This is a genomic window from Kistimonas scapharcae (assembly GCF_039540975.1).
GTDB classification, from domain to species: domain Bacteria; phylum Pseudomonadota; class Gammaproteobacteria; order Pseudomonadales; family Endozoicomonadaceae; genus Kistimonas; species Kistimonas scapharcae.
The window spans coordinates 20,923-36,502 of the sequence record NZ_BAABFL010000455.1 but is presented as its reverse complement, the minus strand read 5'-3'; the positions used below and the strand labels follow the sequence as shown (position 1 = coordinate 36,502).

Below are 15,580 nucleotides of genomic sequence, written 5' to 3'. Positions count from 1 at the left end.
GGGTCATTGATTACTCACTGACCACCCCCTGTTTAAGTTGGAAATTTCAGAAGAGGCGACAACTATGCTGGCACAGGGGGGCGGTCGTATTCAAAGACGGCTATGGTCGTTAGAATGACGCCACAAGCCGCGACTCCCAGACTACCCATGAATATCTCCCAGGCTGCACAGAAAACCGGGCTGACCAGTAAGACGATCCGCTATTACGAATCCATAGGGTTGATTCAGCCGGCCGGTCGGCAAGCGAATGGTTATCGGAATTATGGCGAACAGCATCTGCGGGAATTGCGGTTTGTTGCCCATTCCCGGGATATGGGGTTTACCCTTGAGGAGTGTCGTGAACTGCTTGGCCTTTATCGCGATACGTCCCGACGGAGTGCCGATGTCAAAGCCCTGACCCGGGAAAAGATCAATGACATCAATCATAAAATCCGGGCGCTGGAAACCATGCGCGACAGCCTGATGGCACTGTCAGCGTGCTGCCACGGGGATGAACGGCCGGATTGTCCCATTCTGGATAACCTGGCCAGCCCCGACCAATAATCACAAACCTTTTGCCCTTTTACATGACAGAACAGGAGTATCCGCCATGCGCTGGCTCGGTATTTTGATGGTGTTGGCCGTACTGACCGGTTGTGCCGGTAACGGAATCAGCGGGGCATCGGTGCCCGCCACCCATGTGTATGCTGCCGCTTTGCCCAGCGCCTCGGGTTCCGGCCGATTTGTCGAGCTGATGCTGTTCCCGGACAGTGATGCCCTGTTCGTGGAAGCTTACCTTGATCACCCCAAGGACAAGGCCGTGCGGGCCGGTCACTGGGTACGGTCCGGCAGTTACATTGACTTGACCCTGGATCAGGGGGAAACCCTGTCTTTCCTCTGGCAGGGGAATTACCTGATCTATGAAGGCAATGCTTACGGTTCTGCAGGGCTGACACTTGAAGCCTTGCGTCCGGCATCCAGTGGCCCCGGATTAAACATTGGGCTGGGTGTCCACGGCGGTTTCTGAGCGATCCTGTTGATACCGGCCCAGTGACGCAATCGCGGCACTCAGCGCCGGCTTCAGGCTTTTGCTGGCCGGGTAGCAGAGTCCGATGCGTCGGAACATTCTGGGGCCGATGAGCGGCCGTGTCACCAGCTCCCTGGCGGATTCCAGCACACCGGTCGGCAGGAAGGAGATGCCAAGGCCCGCCTGGACCAGGTGCATGACCTGTGTCTTGCATTCCGCCTTGGCGACCAGGTTCACGCTCAGTCCATTGCAGGCCAGCAGCCCCAGGGTTTGCTGGTGGGCTTCACAGGGTGGGCACTCAATAAAGCGGTATTGATGCAGTTCACGGGGCTCAATGGATTGCCGTTGGGCCAGTGGGTGTTCAGGGCGCATGCACAGGACATAATCCTCCTCCCAGAGTGGCAGGAATATCTCATCTTCGCCTTTCTGACAATCCAGCGTAATGCTGGCATCCGGTGTGCTGGCAGGATCGACCAGTTCCAGCAGTAGTTCAGGGTTGTCGTCTTGCAGGTTGGCCAAAACCCGGGCCAGTGATAACTGGCTCAGGTCAGGATAGGTAGCCAGCTTGAAAGGCAAGTGTTGTTTTCGTTGCTGGAACAGGCCTGGTAGACGATCAGCGTCAGACAACAGGCGCAGCGCCAGTGGATAGAGGTAGTGCGCCTCATCGGTCAGATCCACCCCTTTCTTGTGTCGCAGGAATAACGCCGTACCCAGCGTTTCCTCCAGTGATTTAATGGCGCTGGAAATGGCTGGCTGGGAATGAAACAGGCGTCCGGCCGCAGCGGTGATGGATTTTTCTTCATACACCGCAACAAAGCAGCGCAACAGGCGAAGATCCATAGGTCTAATGAGGTGTTGGTGAATAAGGCCGCATAGAGTAGCAGTTACAGGGGCAGCGTCTATAGTTCTACGGCCAAAATATACGTTTTTGTATCTTTCCCGGGTTTTAATAGGTGAATTAATGACTAAACCCCTGGTGGTTATCACCGGCGCCAGTTCCGGTATTGGCGAGGCTGCGGCGCGTAAATTTTCGCAGGAAGGCTACCCCCTTCTATTGCTGGCACGTCGTCTGGAACGTATGGAGTCGCTGGGGTTGCCCAATTCTCTGTGTCGGCAGGTCGATGTCACTGATCGGATCGCGTTCAGGGCGGCGCTAGAGGAGGCGGAAGAACAATACGGGCCGACGGATTGCCTGGTCAATAATGCAGGCATCCTGCGTCTGGGACGAATGGATACTCAGGATCCGCAGGAATGGCAGCTGATGTTCGATATCAATGTACAGGGATTGCTGAACGGCATACACCTTGTGTTGGCTGGCATGCGGCGCAGGAAGTCGGGGACGTTGATTAATATCAGTTCAGTGGCAGGGCGCAAGACCTTTGTGAATCATGCAGGGTATTGTGGCACCAAGTTTGCTGTACACGCCATCAGCGAAGGCATTCGTGAAGAGGTGGCGGATGATAATGTCCGGGTTGTGACCATTGCGCCGGGCATTGTGGAAACGGAAATCCTGGACCACACGACCAGCGATGAAATCCGGCAAGAATATAAGGACTGGAAAAAGGAGATTGGCGGCGGCATTCGTTCAGAGGATACCGCTGAAGCGATCTGGTATGCCTATCAGCAACCGCAGAATGTCTGTATTCGGGAAGTGGTACTTGCACCGACCCGGCAGCAGTAACAATGAAGGCGCCTACAGCTGTAGGGTTTTGGTGGAAACAGAGGTGTCTGCCTATCCATAGGTCTGGCTTATGGTAAGCCTCAGAAATGACAATTTTATCTTCAGGGTTTGAATACCTATAGTGCCGCTCATTACTGCACAGCGTCTGATGTGTGCAAACGCTCTTTTTTAATGGAAAGCATTATGAAAAAACCACTGGTTGTAATTACCGGTGCCAGCTCCGGTATTGGCGAAGCTACTGCACGCAAACTCTCTGCTGAAGGGTATTCTCTTTTGTTGCTGGCGCGCAGGATTGAGAGACTGGAACGTCTGGGTTTGCCGAATACCCTGTGCCGTCAGGTGGATGTGATGGATCGCGAACGTTTTCGCCATGCACTGGAAGAAGCCGAGGCACAGTTTGGTCCGGTGGATTGCCTGATCAACAATGCGGGTGTGATGCTGCTGGGACATGTGGATACTCAGGATCCGGTAGAATGGCAGCGCATGTTTGATGTGAATGTGCTCGGTTTGTTGAATGGTGTCCATCTGGTGTTGGCGGGTATGCGGGAGCGAAAAGCAGGTACCGTCATCAACATCAGTTCTATTGCAGGCCGCAAGACGTTTCCCAATCATGCGGCTTATTGCGGTACCAAGTTTGCGGTGCACGCGATGGGTGAAAATATCCGGGAAGAAGTGGCTGACGACAATGTTCGTGTGATCACCATTGCCCCCGGTGCGGTGGAAACTGAATTACTTGGGCATACCACCAGTGATGACATCAAGGCGGGCTATGAATCCTGGAAAGACAGCATCGGCGGCGCCATTGCACCGGAAGATATTGCTGGTGCTATCAGCTACGCCTATAACCAGCCACAAAACGTGTGTGTGCGTGAGATTGTGATCGCAGCAACCCGTCAGCAACCTTAATGGTTGAGCCGCTGTTTTAAGTCATTGAACATTTCAAATAACCGCCCAGGGGTTAGGGCGGTTATGCTATTCATTCTCAATAATGATCGACCTCTGCCGATATCACTATTTCGCTTGTAAATGATGGGGTTATTCCGTCACGGGAACTTTGCCTGACCCATAACTGTCATATAACCAGCGAATGATTGTGATCAGGTACCATGAGGTCGAATATGAAAAGAAAAGATACGAAGCACGTTGAACAAAACGACAACTCAAAGCAGGACAAAAAAAACGCCCATTTCTTCTCTTTCAGCGGTTTGAGAAGGCGTTCAGCCAACACGCAGGAAAACGGTGATGATTCGTCCCGGGAATCGTCAAATATCCGTACCGCCTGACCCCCGTTTCCCACTCCAATTCAGTCATCGGCTGCCGATAAAACAAGACAGGTCTTTGTCTTCCTGATGCGTCTGGTTGGCGTCTCAGGGTATCGGTAGGTCGGTGTAACATGGAAATACTGCGTAAGTGCCCCTGCTGTCAGTCCGAAGCCGAGTTTGTGGATGTTCCGGTATCCGGCAGCCTGTTATGGCAGGTAACCTGCCGGCGTTGTGGTTTATCCACCGAGCTGGATGATGACCGCATGCTTTGCCTTAAACAATGGAACCGCCGGGAACGGGAAGACCACCTGAAAATGGTGGTGCTCAGTCTGACCATCGGCAGTGCGTTCCTGGCGGTCATCGGATTTGTGATCGGTATGCTGCTGGGCCTGAACAGCGGTTTTTCCTGAGGCCTCACACTACTTCATTTCAAAGCCCTGTTCTTTCAGGAACGCTCGCATATGAGGGCGGGTTTTCTCTGACATCAATCCACTGACCTGCTCACTCCAGCTGATCGTTTTATTCCCGCCGGTTCGGGTCTGGTAATAGTTGCGAATGGTGTCGTCATAGGCTTCCAGTGTCCCGGGGTCATCATCGGACCAGACATCTTCTTTCAAAGTAACATCAGCAGGCAGCCGGGGTTTTATTTCGGGATGCTGATCCGGGTAACCCAGGCAGAGTCCAAAGACGGGATAGACCTGTTGCGGTAGCTGCAGCAGGCCGCTGACCTCACGTGGGTTATTGCGAATACCGCCGATGTAACAGGCGCCCAGTCCCATGGACTCGGCGGCGATGACGCAGTTCTGTGCCATCAGGGCGACATCCACGGTTGCGATGATAAACGCTTCGGTCATGCCGAGCGGCATCGTCATATTGTGGCGTTCACAGCATTGTTCCGCCCGGCGGAGATCGGCACAAAACACCAGAAATTCGGCGGCAGACGCCACATAGGGCTGGCCACCGGATAACGTCACCAGCTGTTCCCTGGCATCGGGGTTGCGTACACGAATCACGCTGCGCGCCTGAACGAAACTGGAGGTGGCAGCGGCTTGTCCTGCCTGGATGATTCCCTGCAGCTGCTGTTCAGTGATCGGTTGGTCTGTGAACTTTCGGATGGAGCGGTGGTTCCCCAACAGCTTCAGCAGGCTGGTTTCGGTGGCGGGATCGTGTTGCATAGGGTCTCCGTTATTGTGTTGTTGTCAGTTCGCGTGTGATCGCGACACATTATGGCAGGAGCACGTGGTCTTTCTCTGAATGTTGACCCATGTCAATGTTTGTTCGGCGGATTTGTCTCTAAAGTACCGGTTACCTGCCAATAAACACAACACACCGGATGGTCGCATAGCCACAGGCCTTTAAAAGCGGCACGTTCGGCATAATAGCGAGGTTAGCCATGGAAAATGCCGTTGCAGACGGTCATCGGACAGAAAATAAAGGGAGCAATGTGCTGATACCCTGGAATGACTCTCTCAGCGTCGGTATCCAGGAGATCGATGAGCAGCACAGGGTGCTGGTGGATCTGCTCAACGAGCTACACCGGGCCATTACCGAGCATCATGGGAGTGATGCAGCCATTGGCATCCTTGATCGGCTGGTGGAATACACCCGGATTCATTTCTCCGTAGAAGAAAGCCTGATGCGGGTGCTGGATTACCCCGGCTATGAAGAGCACAAGCAACACCATGAACAACTGATTGAACAGGTATATGAACTCCGGGGAAAAGTGGGTAATGGCAAGCATATCAGCTTTGAACTGCTCCACTTCCTGAAATCCTGGCTGACCCGCCATATCCTGGAAGATGACCGGGATTATGTGCCGTTTTTCCTGTCCCGTGGTGTCAAGGCCAGCTACGAGAAGCGTTCCTGGCTGGACCGGATTTTTCATCGCTAACCGTAGTATACCCGCAGGCGTGATTGTGAATGGTTATAACCGCCTGCTACTGCGCTGAGTATACTTTTCAGAAGGTGTGCCGGTTCAGGACGGGACCGGCGTTGTCTCCGCGCAGTAACAGGGATTGTTATGATGACCACACACGCTGGCAGTGGCCAGTCGCCTATTCTGGATCATGCTTTCAGACTCTCTTCAAACAATGAACCACTGACTCTTCGGGACCATTTCAAAGGCCATGTCATCCTGATGACGTTGCTGGAACCTGAGGCTGTTCAGGAGCAGCTGGAGGCCCTGGAGCAGATGTTCCTGCGGTATCGTTTACGTCATTTCACTGTGGTGGGCATCCAGCCGGAAACGGTTCAGGTGGTGACTAACGTTTCTTTCCCACTCCTGAAGCTGCCCACCGGCAGTGACCACGAGCACTTTCAGACACTCACCGGTCTGGCCGGTCCTGCGGGCATGTCAGTGTGCCTGGTGAACCGCCGCGGTCATCAGGCGGCGGTGTTTCCGGATGATCCGGTACCCGGCAACAGCAAATTCATGCAAAAGCTGGAAATGCTGCTGGCCGAACACCGTTAAGGGGTGGGGATGACCTCGTCCAGCACCTGGATGAGGCGCTCTGTCTGCGCTTTGTTTCCCAGGGTGATACGAAGACCCAGGCGACCCTGCTGATCCGCCTTGGGACGCACGAGAATGTTGTTCGCCTGCAGGTGACGGTTGATGGCGTCGGGATCGTCCGGGAACGTCCAGAGGTAGTTGGCGGCGCTGGGCCAGAAATCAATCTGCTTATTCACAAGAAACGCTTCAAACAGCGGTTTGGAGACGGTCATGACTTCCCTGACGTAGTCTTCGGTGTATTCCGGATGTGCCAGCGCCGCAGTCGCTGCGACAACGGCAAACTGGTTGACGTCGTAGGGGCCGCGGACATTGAGCAGGGCGTTAATGTTATCGGGGGAGCTGATCACATAACCCAGCCGGATCGATGGTAACCCCCAGGTCTTGGAAAACGTGCGGGTGACCAGCAGGTTGGGATAGTCATTGACCAGATCACTGACTGTGCTTTGGGTATATTCGAAGTAGCATTCATCGACCAGAATGGCGGCCTCAGGTGCCGTTTTGGCGATCTCGATGATGGTTTCACGACTGACAGCGGTGCCGGATGGATTGTTAGGGTTGGCAATCACAATCAGGCGGGTAGCCGGAGTGATGGCATCCAGGACGGCCTGTGCGGGAAATTCTTCCTCACGGGTGTACTGTGGCTCAGCGATTTTGAGGTTTTCGACTTTTGCGCACTGGTAATACATCGCGAACGACGGACCGGGAATAATGGCTTCATCCCCTTCACGGCAGCTGGCGCGGATGATCAGGTCGATGCCCTGGTCGGAACCATTGGTGATCATGACCTGGTTGCTGCTGATGCCGTTATAGTCCGCGATACGTTCGGTCAGTTCGCCATAATTGGGATACATCTGCAGCCGGTCATTGTTAAGGTAATCCAGCAGTGCCTGACGAACCTGCGGGCTGACGGGCAGGGTGCGTTCATTGAAATCCAGCAGTAAATGCTGCTCCGGATCGCGACCTTCCAGTGGAGGGGAATAGGCGCTCATGGCGGCAATATGGGATTTGAAAACACTCATGGTCTGCACCGCTTTGTTGTCATGATCGTTGTGGTCAACAGGCGCAGCCAGTATACGCAGAGAGTTTTCTTGTGTCATTTTCCCTAAGTCGCTGGATAGGTCAGTTTCCCAGCCGGGAACAGGTTATTTGTCGTTATCCTTTTTTTGTGTTGACTTTAGTGTCTCCGGCTTGAAAGAACGAATGGAATCCAAGTGTTTTTCCCAAGGCGTTTTGGACGCTACTTTTTCACGATCCGCTATATGTTCAGATGAGTTGGTTTCTACATGTTTCATGGATGACTTATTAAAAGACCGTATTTCATCTAACGTTTTATCCATAGGGTCTGCATCATCCGCGTTTTGTATAGCCTCTTTTCTCTGTTGTATCTGTTCCTTAGAGTTGGTTTCTGTTTTTCGTAATTTTTGTCTGTCGAATTTTGCAAAGTCGTCATTCAACGACTTCATGGCATTGGCATGATCATCTGTCACATTGGCGGCATAACGTTTCGGAGGCGATGACACAGGTTGACTCTTGTTTTTAGATGATTGCGGCCAATCTGGTGGCGGTGGCGGTGGCGGTGGTGGCATGTCTTGTGGTATGAGTGGCGGAGGCTGATGAGTGATGTCCGGTAATATTGGCTTGGCTGTATCAACGGATGCAGGTGGCAGGTTGTTGTTTTCATCACATAATGGTTCACCGTCACCCTCATAAACAACGGGTACTGCTTCCATCGTTACGTTCATTTCATCCTCGGAGGGGAGGTGTTTTTGCCTCTTTTTAAACATTTCGCTGTTTTCTAATTCATGAATAAGCTGATGTGAATCGGGTAACTGTCCCGTTACTTCAAGTTCGGTTGATGAGATCAGGCTATCTCGCCAATGTAGCATTGCATTTGCGAGTGACTTAAGAGAATTCATAACGGACTCTAAAGGATTACTTTCCTTCTGCTTCTGATCAAGTAACACCTGTTTGTAGAGTGCAAGATTGTTTTTCGTTTGTGATAGAAGCTCTTCTTCTGGATGTTGCGGTAATGCTTGTCTGACCTGTTCTATGATCCCGTCGTCAAGTCCGCTGGTTTTTCCGGGATCGGGATAGCTGTAAATAACTTTACCATTTTTTCTTATTGTGATTTCAGTAATGCATTCTGGTGGTTTGCAGGCTGGGTCTTTCAGGAAATCAAGGTTTTTCGCAATCTTTGCCAGCCAGAGGTTTTTTATATTTTCATTGATTTGACCTTCCAATACCTTTGGATCAGGCAAGCCATTGTCTGTTTTCCCGACACTTCGCTGTTTTGTGCCTAAACTTGCGCTTGCCTTGGCATTTGAGCCTTTAGAGATGATTGGCTGGCCTTCAGTTTGGCTGACTAACTCCGGCTCGCTTTCTTGTTTTTGGGATACTTTTGAATAGAGATTCGAGGTCAGCGGGTGCCTCCCATGTGGACCTTCCATAATGCCTCCATGTTTATTTTATAATTTTAGTGGTTTTTCTGATAAGTCTGATGAATTGCTGTGGCTAATTCTATTTTGATAACAGAAAATGTAATAAAAAAGCCTGTCAATTAATTGACAGGCTATAAAATAAGGATAGGAATAGTATTTTTACGCTTACATACGTGTTGTTTTACTTGGTGTGGCTATACCATTATATTAACCTTTTGCTTATAAGAGCGCTTTGTTTGCTTGCTAGACTATCATCGGTGGACGTGACTGGAGTGTCTGGCTCTCATTGGGCGTTTTTGGTTGAGAGACAGGCTTTGTCATGATAATTGAAATTTTTTCATCATCAGCTCCATTTTGCCCGGATAAAACGGTGTCTATCTGTAGATCCTCTTCGGTGTTATCCGGTGTTAGTCTGTAACATGACTTGACAGAGTCTTTGGACAGCTTCGTGGCAAGTCTTGCACTGAATGTAGTGAGCTCCTCGTCTGGTGACGGTAGTAGCCCAGACGTGTCCATCGCATCTGTAGATACCTCAGCCACTAGAGGCTTGTGTGTTCTATAGCCCCGTTGTTTACCAGTATCTACTGTCACTAGAATCTTATCCGCCCTCTCATCCATAGAAAACTGCTGTGACACTTCATCATCTGTGTCACAGGGGGCATATGAATACGGTGTTAATATGGCTTCAATACGCTCAATGTGTATATTGAAGGCTTGATTGAATTGATTATATATAACACTCCTTGCGCTTCTGAATTTTGCTTCATCAAGTCTCTCGAGTTTTTCAAGGACGAAAAGAATGTACTCAAGCGCTTGTTTGTTATCTTCAATGAGTTTCTTTTCGCTTGATTTTCGCCATAACTCAACGCTCTTTTCCAGTGACTGCAGACGTTGACTGGTGGTGCTTGTTTGATGAAATGGACTGAATTTGAATGCTTGGTCGTTTTTTACGTCTGACGCCAATGTCGATTGGACTTTCTCCTCGGATAAAAACTCAAATATAGCTGATATTGATTTTTGAATAGAAAGCGACAGGAGAGAGCTGCACTTCTTATAATGCTGAGCGTTGTTGTAGGGGGCTTGAGTTAATGCCGTATCTATTGTTGTTAATAATGTATATGCATCCATTAATTCATTTATAGAATGTGTTCCATGCTGGATTCCATCCATTACCGTACGTATCGAAGATAATGCTGATCTCATGTTCTCAACATACGTCAAATCGGTCGCTTTGGGTATCCATAATCTGCAGTCATCTCCCGGGGATCTCATGTCGTACCAATCTATAGCCATGGATGCTTCTGAGACTTCTGGCATATCAATATCGCCACACGTGCTGGAAATATCTGACAACCGTTCAAGTGAACCACAGAGTGAGGCTGAGAAACCACCTGTTACTGCTACTCTGTCAAGCAGGGCGGGTTTCGGCGGATCAAAATCATCACTGGATATTATGCGTGGTAATGATCGAGGCAGAAGAGGGTGTCTTTCTTCAGGGTCAAGATCGTGAACGCTATGGAAGGGTTCGGGAGGCTGTTCAGGTATCGATAGAGTTCGAGGCAACGGATGCAGCAAAGGCTCCGGAAGCGTTATATCGGTGTGTTCGACGTCAACAACGTTAACACGTCCCTCTTCACCTATCTCTGTCCTTGAGGTTGATAAATTATCTCTCAGGGAAGACTCAGCAGCGGCATACCCACCCGGCAAGGAGTCCATGGCATCATCTGCCAGATCTTCCCGGTCTCGGAAGCTTCTGGAGTCACCTGGTAAAGATTGCCTGTCGCCGTTATAAGATATGGCCTTGTCGTCTAACACGTTGGGCTTTTGATCTGTCCCTACAGGGGCTATTGGGCCTTGCATAGTTGTCGTTGAATAGGGTGCGCTATCGCTAGGGAAACGTTCAACAGAATCCGTCTCTGAATCTGTATCGTCCAGTTGACCACTGATAATAAAGGGCTGCCTATTGGAGCCTTGCGTGTTGCTATCACTATCTAATGATAAGGATAAACGTGAAGCACGATGCATTGATTGTGTGTCTGGTGACCATTGCTCACTGTCAACTTTCTGAGAGCCAACACTTCCCCGGAAGGAAGGGGTTCTGGATGCCGGCTGCGGTAATGGAGTGATTCTTTCATTCTGTATATAAAGTGGCGGTTTATCCTCAGATAAATGCCGTTCTAACGAGTGTATATCGCCCTCTGAACGGGATCGTTTCATATCATTGCGAAAAGGGAATGCATGATTACCCAGTCCAGAATGATGAGGATGGTGTTGACTACCCTGTGAGTCTACGCTCTCTGTGCTGGGATCTCTTGACGCAAGATCCAATTCTGGTGGATTCTCCCCTGTTTGTCTCAATGGATTTGGCTTTGGCCTATGAGGGGTTGATGTTCGGTATTTCGACGGAGAAGCTTCCTGAGAAGTCCACGGTTCAGGCCTGATATCTTCCCCACTGCGCTTTGTTCTTTCGGCATCTTCAAGCCATTGATCAACGTTATTCAATTGCCCAGGGTCCGATCGAATATGCGTAGGTGTTATATGCTTGTATCCCCCATTTTTTCTGGGTGAATGCATGGGAGATGTTGCAGTTTCCTTCATTGCTGGATGTGCTGATACGGCCTCAGATTGTACAGAAGGAGCTCTCTCGCTTGGCTGTCTTGTGGGTCGATATTCATGATGAGGGAGCCGAACAGAACCTTTGGGGTAATGAAAGGTTTGGTTTATAAGCTGTGATACGCATTGGTCTGTATTCGGGTCATTCATGCCAATTAAATGTTGTTTGTATTTTTTGAGGCTTTGCTTTGCAGTCTTTTTTAATGTTTCTTCACTTGTATTACTGTTAATGCCCGATGAAGACAGTGTTTTCTCCAGTCTGGCTGCTAATTCCATTAAAGGCTGCTTGTAGTAATTATTGTCAAAATCTGTATCATTTCTTTGGGCATCATTAACTAGGGATAACAGCTCATCTATGGACGAACCATCCTGGAATGTGACTCTAATGGATTTGAGGACAGATATGTCGTAACTTCTATCCCCTTCGGCAAGCCGCCTGACTTGTACTAATGCTTTATAAAGCCATAAGTTATTGAGGTCATCATTCGCCTTCTGGGCATGCTTGTCAGCGATCGCTTCGGGGGAGGAGAGGCTACGTCTTCTAATAGGCATGCTTTCCATAGAAGGAACGGTTTCGTCTAAGGATTTCCGAGATGTAGCTGGCATCTCTTCAGATACAGGTCGTCCTGTCGAGTGGATGCTTGAATGAGAGGAGTGTATTGATGCTGAACCCGAGATGCTTTTCATATGGATATTAATTCCCTTTTCTATCCGCATTGAGCGATTGAATAAAATCATTGCTTCTAATAAAGACATGCGTTGACCGATTAAAGTTCCACAATGTTAGTGTGCTAAATCTACTTAAAATATACGGTTATAAAATGTTGTCTCGTTATTACAGTATTTGGATTCTTCTGCTTGCCTTGGCCGCGTGGCTATGGCCCTCTCCATGGCTGGGGTTTCAGCCTTATTTTGTCTGGTTACTGGCTGCGATCATGTTTCTGATGGGCTTGACCCTCCGCTGGCAGGATTTTCGCGATATTTTCCGGCATCCCGGTGCTGTCTTCCTGGGGGTGATCCTGCAATTTTTGCTGATGCCAGCGTTAGCCTGGCTGGTCAGCAAGGCACTGGGTTTTCCTCCGGAATGGCTGCTGGGCATGATGCTGGTGGGAACTGCGCCCGGGGGGACGGCATCCAATGCGCTCACCTATCTGGCCAAAGGCAATGTCGCGCTATCTATCAGCATGACGCTGGTTTCTACCACGCTGGCTGTTGCAATGATGCCTCTGCTGACCGGTTGGTATCTTTCCACGGTGGTTGAGGTTAACCGGTTGGCTATGCTGCTCAGCATTGGCCAGATTGTTGTGGTACCGGTCATGCTGGGATTACTGTGTGTGCATCTGTTGGGCGAATCTCGTATTCACCGTGTCCGACGCTGGTTGCCGGATCTGGCCTTGCTGTTTATCATCGTCGCCATTGCGTCGCTGGTCGCTATGAATGCTGATAATCTTGACCAGTTGACCGGACTGCTGGTTGTGGGTGTGCTGATTCATAATATTGCAGGTTTGATGATCGGTTATGTATTGGCATTGGCTTGCAGGCAATCCGTGACCAATGCGCGAACCATCGCCATCGAGGTTGGCACCCAGAACACGGGTCTGGCCATGGCCTTGGCATTAAAACATTTTTCGGCACTGGCGGCGTTACCGGCGGTACTGTTTTCTATCAGCCAAAATCTGTTGGGTGTAGCTGTGGCGAAAGGGTGGCGAGGTCTGCCAGAGGAGGAACCACAGACTATCGATAAGAGAAACCCTGCAAAGACCACGTCGGCAGGAAATACTTAAGTCGGGAATGAACAGGTTATCGTGTGATGTCTGTTCATTCCCGTGTAGCGATCAGGCAGCCTGGAGGGCGGTGTCGAGATCGGATTTTAAATCTTCAATATCTTCAATACCCACAGAGAGCCGGATCAGGTTGTCATGAATCCCGATCGATTTCCGGGTTTCGGGGGGGATGCTGGCGTGGGTCATGATGGCGGGTTGTTCCGCCAGACTTTCCACGCCGCCCAGGCTTTCTGCGAGGGTAAATATCTGGAGCCGTGAGAAGAAACGGCTTGTTTCCTGTAGGCCGCCTTTTATCTGCATGGAGACCACGCCACTGAAGCCGGTCATTTGTTGTTTCGCCAGGGCGTGTTGTGGATGACTGGGCAGCCCGGGATAAATCACATTTTCAACCTGCCGGTGCTGTGAGAGCCACTCGGCCAGTTGCTGTGCATTATCGTTGTGGGCGCGCATGCGTAAGGCCAGGGTCTTGATGCCACGTAGGGTCAGGTAACTGTCGAACGGGCCGGCCACACTGCCAATGGCATTTTGCAGGAATGTCAGGCTGTCACTCAGGTGAGTGTTCTTGCCCACAATCACCGCGCCGCCCACGGTATCCGAATGGCCATTCAGGTATTTGGTCGTGGAGTGCACCACGATATCCGCACCCAGCGACAAAGGCTGCTGGTTGAAAGGCGTGGCGAAGGTGTTATCCACAACCACCAGAATATCCCGTGCTTTGGCCAGGGCGCAGATGGCTTCTATATCCACCAGTTTGAGCAGCGGGTTGGTCGGTGATTCGATCCAGATCATACGGGTGTTGGCCTGTATTGCCTGCTGGCAGGCCTCGGGTTCAGACATGTCGATAAAACTGAAGGCTAACCCCGCGCTGCGCCGGCGTACCTGGTCAAACAGCCGGAAGGTGCCGCCATACAGATCGTTCATGGCAATCACATGGTCGCCATGACTCAACAGTTCCAGTACTGTCCCAATCGCCGCTAACCCTGAGGCAAATGCGAAACCATGCTGGCCGCCTTCCAGACTTGCCAATAAACGTTCACAGGCAAACCGGGTCGGGTTCTGACTTCGGGAATATTCAAAGCCGGTATGGTGGCCCGGCGCCTGCTGGGCATAGGTGGATGCCGTGACGATGGCAGGCATCACGGCGCCTGTCACCGGATCATTCTCCTGCCCGCCATGGATGGTGCGGGTGGCGAAGCGCATGGGTTGGCTGGTCATAGTGTTTCGCAGTCTCCGGCAAGGTGATGCTGTTCAAGCCAGTCGGCATTGAACGCCTTGGAGAGATAACGATAGCCCGTATCGCAGGCGAGGGTGACAACGGTTTTGGGCTGCGTTTGTTGTTGGCAGTATTGCAATGCGGCGGCCAGCAGGACACCGCTCGAAGTACCGGCCAGAATCAGCTCACGGCTGAACAGTGCACGGGTGTGTTGAAAAGCGTCCTGGTCGGTGATGCTGAAGGCGTGGTCGATCAGGGAGAGATCACAGTTATCCGGCACAAAATCTTCGCCAATGCCTTCTACCAGCCAGCTACCAGCTTCCATACCTGACTGGCCCTTCACCTTGGGAGCCAACAGCGACCCTTCCGGATCGGCCAGCACGATATCAATGTCTGGGTTGTGTTCTTTCAGGTAACGTCCCGCGCCGGTCAGTGTGCCACCGGTGCCCACACCACAAACGAAAGCATCAATTTGTCCCTCGGTTTGCTGCCAGAGTTCGGGGCCGGTTGTCCTGTAATGGGCGTCAATATTGGCGGTATTGGCGAACTGGTTGGTATAGAACAGGTCTTTTTCCCGGCTGATGGTTTCGGCAAAGTCCAGATAGTAATCAGGGTGTCCCCGACTCACATCCGACCGGGTGATAACAACGTGAACGCCCATAATGTTCAACAGGTCAATTTTCTCCCGGCTCATTTTGTCAGGCACTACCGTCGTGAGCGGATAGCCTTTCATTCTCGCAATAGCTGCCAGGCTGATGCCGGTATTGCCGGCGGTAGCTTCAATAATGCCTTTTCCAGGACATAAATCGCCGTTTTTCTCTGCTGCATTAATGATGCTCAGAGCTGTCCGGTCCTTGATGGAACCATTGGGGTTGTTACATTCCAGCTTGATCAAAAGACGGCAGCAGCCGGTATCAAAACGATGGAGTTGAAGGAGAGGGGTATTACCGATCAGATCCAGCATCGAAGCCTGTTGAGTCATGCAATTCATCCGCAGTGATAAAAAAGGGCGAACATAGTGTTGGCAAAAATAGCGTGCAGGGATGGAATGGATTGTTGTATCGATATACCCGA

General features: G+C 51.0%; 16 protein-coding genes. 9 read left to right on the top strand and 7 right to left on the bottom strand.

The window, feature by feature from the left end; translation table 11 throughout:
• Positions 1–114 precede the first annotated feature (114 nt).
• Positions 115–543: a Cu(I)-responsive transcriptional regulator gene (gene cueR / locus ABD892_RS20420; RefSeq protein ID WP_345197951.1), complete on the top strand. Its 429-nt coding sequence runs from the start codon at positions 115–117 to the stop codon at positions 541–543.
• 46 nt (positions 544–589) lie between these two features.
• Positions 590–1,006: a copper resistance protein NlpE N-terminal domain-containing protein gene (locus ABD892_RS20415; protein ID WP_345197950.1), complete on the top strand. Its 417-nt coding sequence runs from the start codon at positions 590–592 to the stop codon at positions 1,004–1,006.
• On the opposite strand, the gene ABD892_RS20410 is transcribed toward ABD892_RS20415, so the two are convergent.
• Entirely contained in the window at positions 971–1,846 is an 876-nt protein-coding gene (locus ABD892_RS20410; protein WP_345197949.1) for a LysR family transcriptional regulator, read from the bottom strand. The genes ABD892_RS20415 and ABD892_RS20410 overlap by 36 nt on opposite strands.
• A gap of 121 nt (positions 1,847–1,967) precedes the next feature.
• Here ABD892_RS20410 and ABD892_RS20405 point away from each other — a divergent pair, with 121 nt between their 5' ends.
• The 4 genes from ABD892_RS20405 (at position 1,968) to ABD892_RS20390 (ending at position 4,359) form a co-directional block, all read left to right on the top strand.
• Positions 1,968–2,687, top strand: coding sequence for an SDR family oxidoreductase (locus tag ABD892_RS20405; protein WP_345197948.1), 720 nt, complete (start codon positions 1,968–1,970; stop codon positions 2,685–2,687).
• 183 nt (positions 2,688–2,870) lie between these two features.
• On the top strand, positions 2,871–3,593 hold the full coding sequence (locus ABD892_RS20400; protein ID WP_345197946.1) for an SDR family oxidoreductase: 723 nt from the start codon (positions 2,871–2,873) through the stop codon (positions 3,591–3,593).
• A gap of 212 nt (positions 3,594–3,805) precedes the next feature.
• Positions 3,806–3,970 (top strand): hypothetical protein, encoded by a 165-nt coding sequence (locus ABD892_RS20395; protein ID WP_345197945.1) that lies wholly within the window; start codon positions 3,806–3,808, stop codon positions 3,968–3,970.
• 110 nt (positions 3,971–4,080) lie between these two features.
• Entirely contained in the window at positions 4,081–4,359 is a 279-nt protein-coding gene (locus ABD892_RS20390; RefSeq protein WP_345197944.1) for a Lar family restriction alleviation protein, read from the top strand.
• Positions 4,360–4,368: 9 nt separating this feature from the next.
• Here the strand turns inward: ABD892_RS20390 and nfsA are convergent, their stop codons facing one another.
• Positions 4,369–5,124, bottom strand: coding sequence for an oxygen-insensitive NADPH nitroreductase (nfsA, locus tag ABD892_RS20385; RefSeq protein WP_345197942.1), 756 nt, complete (start codon positions 5,122–5,124; stop codon positions 4,369–4,371).
• Positions 5,125–5,342: 218 nt separating this feature from the next.
• On the opposite strand from nfsA, the gene ABD892_RS20380 reads away from it, so the two are divergent.
• The gene (locus ABD892_RS20380) at positions 5,343–5,840 is read left to right on the top strand and encodes a bacteriohemerythrin (protein WP_345197940.1); all 498 of its coding nucleotides are present in this window, start codon (positions 5,343–5,345) and stop codon (positions 5,838–5,840) included.
• A gap of 129 nt (positions 5,841–5,969) precedes the next feature.
• Positions 5,970–6,419, top strand: coding sequence for a hypothetical protein (locus ABD892_RS20375; RefSeq protein WP_345197939.1), 450 nt, complete (start codon positions 5,970–5,972; stop codon positions 6,417–6,419).
• Here ABD892_RS20375 and ABD892_RS20370 read toward each other — a convergent pair.
• The 3 genes from ABD892_RS20370 to ABD892_RS20360 form a co-directional block, all read right to left on the bottom strand.
• The gene (locus ABD892_RS20370; RefSeq protein ID WP_345197937.1) at positions 6,416–7,555 is read right to left on the bottom strand and encodes a pyridoxal phosphate-dependent aminotransferase; all 1,140 of its coding nucleotides are present in this window, start codon (positions 7,553–7,555) and stop codon (positions 6,416–6,418) included. The genes ABD892_RS20375 and ABD892_RS20370 overlap by 4 nt on opposite strands.
• A gap of 45 nt (positions 7,556–7,600) precedes the next feature.
• Positions 7,601–8,905, bottom strand: coding sequence for a hypothetical protein (locus ABD892_RS20365; protein WP_345197935.1), 1,305 nt, complete (start codon positions 8,903–8,905; stop codon positions 7,601–7,603).
• Between the two features lie 234 nt (positions 8,906–9,139).
• On the bottom strand, positions 9,140–12,265 hold the full coding sequence (locus tag ABD892_RS20360) for a hypothetical protein (protein WP_345197934.1): 3,126 nt from the start codon (positions 12,263–12,265) through the stop codon (positions 9,140–9,142).
• 65 nt (positions 12,266–12,330) lie between these two features.
• Here ABD892_RS20360 and ABD892_RS20355 point away from each other — a divergent pair, with 65 nt between their 5' ends.
• A complete protein-coding gene (locus ABD892_RS20355) occupies positions 12,331–13,293 on the top strand; it encodes a bile acid:sodium symporter family protein (protein WP_345197933.1) in 963 nt (320 codons plus the stop codon).
• Between the two features lie 51 nt (positions 13,294–13,344).
• Here the strand turns inward: ABD892_RS20355 and ABD892_RS20350 are convergent, their stop codons facing one another.
• Together ABD892_RS20350 and ABD892_RS20345 are read right to left on the bottom strand one after the other, a co-directional pair.
• The gene (locus ABD892_RS20350; protein ID WP_345197932.1) at positions 13,345–14,508 is read right to left on the bottom strand and encodes a trans-sulfuration enzyme family protein; all 1,164 of its coding nucleotides are present in this window, start codon (positions 14,506–14,508) and stop codon (positions 13,345–13,347) included.
• Positions 14,505–15,488, bottom strand: coding sequence for a PLP-dependent cysteine synthase family protein (locus tag ABD892_RS20345; RefSeq protein WP_345197931.1), 984 nt, complete (start codon positions 15,486–15,488; stop codon positions 14,505–14,507). Before ABD892_RS20345 ends, ABD892_RS20350 begins: the two co-directional genes overlap by 4 nt.
• Positions 15,489–15,580 lie beyond the last annotated feature (92 nt).

Coding starts and splice junctions, on each gene's coding strand:
- ABD892_RS20410 (WP_345197949.1), bottom strand. CDS start 1,846: ATGGATCTTCGCCTGTTGCGCTGCTTTGTTGCGGTGTATGAAGAAAAA.
- ABD892_RS20375 (WP_345197939.1), top strand. CDS start 5,970: ATGATGACCACACACGCTGGCAGTGGCCAGTCGCCTATTCTGGATCAT.
- ABD892_RS20380 (WP_345197940.1), top strand. CDS start 5,343: ATGGAAAATGCCGTTGCAGACGGTCATCGGACAGAAAATAAAGGGAGC.
- ABD892_RS20365 (WP_345197935.1), bottom strand. CDS start 8,905: ATGGAAGGTCCACATGGGAGGCACCCGCTGACCTCGAATCTCTATTCA.
- ABD892_RS20350 (WP_345197932.1), bottom strand. CDS start 14,508: ATGACCAGCCAACCCATGCGCTTCGCCACCCGCACCATCCATGGCGGG.
- nfsA (WP_345197942.1), bottom strand. CDS start 5,124: ATGCAACACGATCCCGCCACCGAAACCAGCCTGCTGAAGCTGTTGGGG.
- ABD892_RS20390 (WP_345197944.1), top strand. CDS start 4,081: ATGGAAATACTGCGTAAGTGCCCCTGCTGTCAGTCCGAAGCCGAGTTT.
- ABD892_RS20360 (WP_345197934.1), bottom strand. CDS start 12,265: ATGTCTTTATTAGAAGCAATGATTTTATTCAATCGCTCAATGCGGATA.
- cueR (WP_345197951.1), top strand. CDS start 115: ATGACGCCACAAGCCGCGACTCCCAGACTACCCATGAATATCTCCCAG.
- ABD892_RS20345 (WP_345197931.1), bottom strand. CDS start 15,488: ATGACTCAACAGGCTTCGATGCTGGATCTGATCGGTAATACCCCTCTC.
- ABD892_RS20355 (WP_345197933.1), top strand. CDS start 12,331: ATGTTGTCTCGTTATTACAGTATTTGGATTCTTCTGCTTGCCTTGGCC.
- ABD892_RS20405 (WP_345197948.1), top strand. CDS start 1,968: ATGACTAAACCCCTGGTGGTTATCACCGGCGCCAGTTCCGGTATTGGC.
- ABD892_RS20395 (WP_345197945.1), top strand. CDS start 3,806: ATGAAAAGAAAAGATACGAAGCACGTTGAACAAAACGACAACTCAAAG.
- ABD892_RS20415 (WP_345197950.1), top strand. CDS start 590: ATGCGCTGGCTCGGTATTTTGATGGTGTTGGCCGTACTGACCGGTTGT.
- ABD892_RS20400 (WP_345197946.1), top strand. CDS start 2,871: ATGAAAAAACCACTGGTTGTAATTACCGGTGCCAGCTCCGGTATTGGC.
- ABD892_RS20370 (WP_345197937.1), bottom strand. CDS start 7,555: ATGACACAAGAAAACTCTCTGCGTATACTGGCTGCGCCTGTTGACCAC.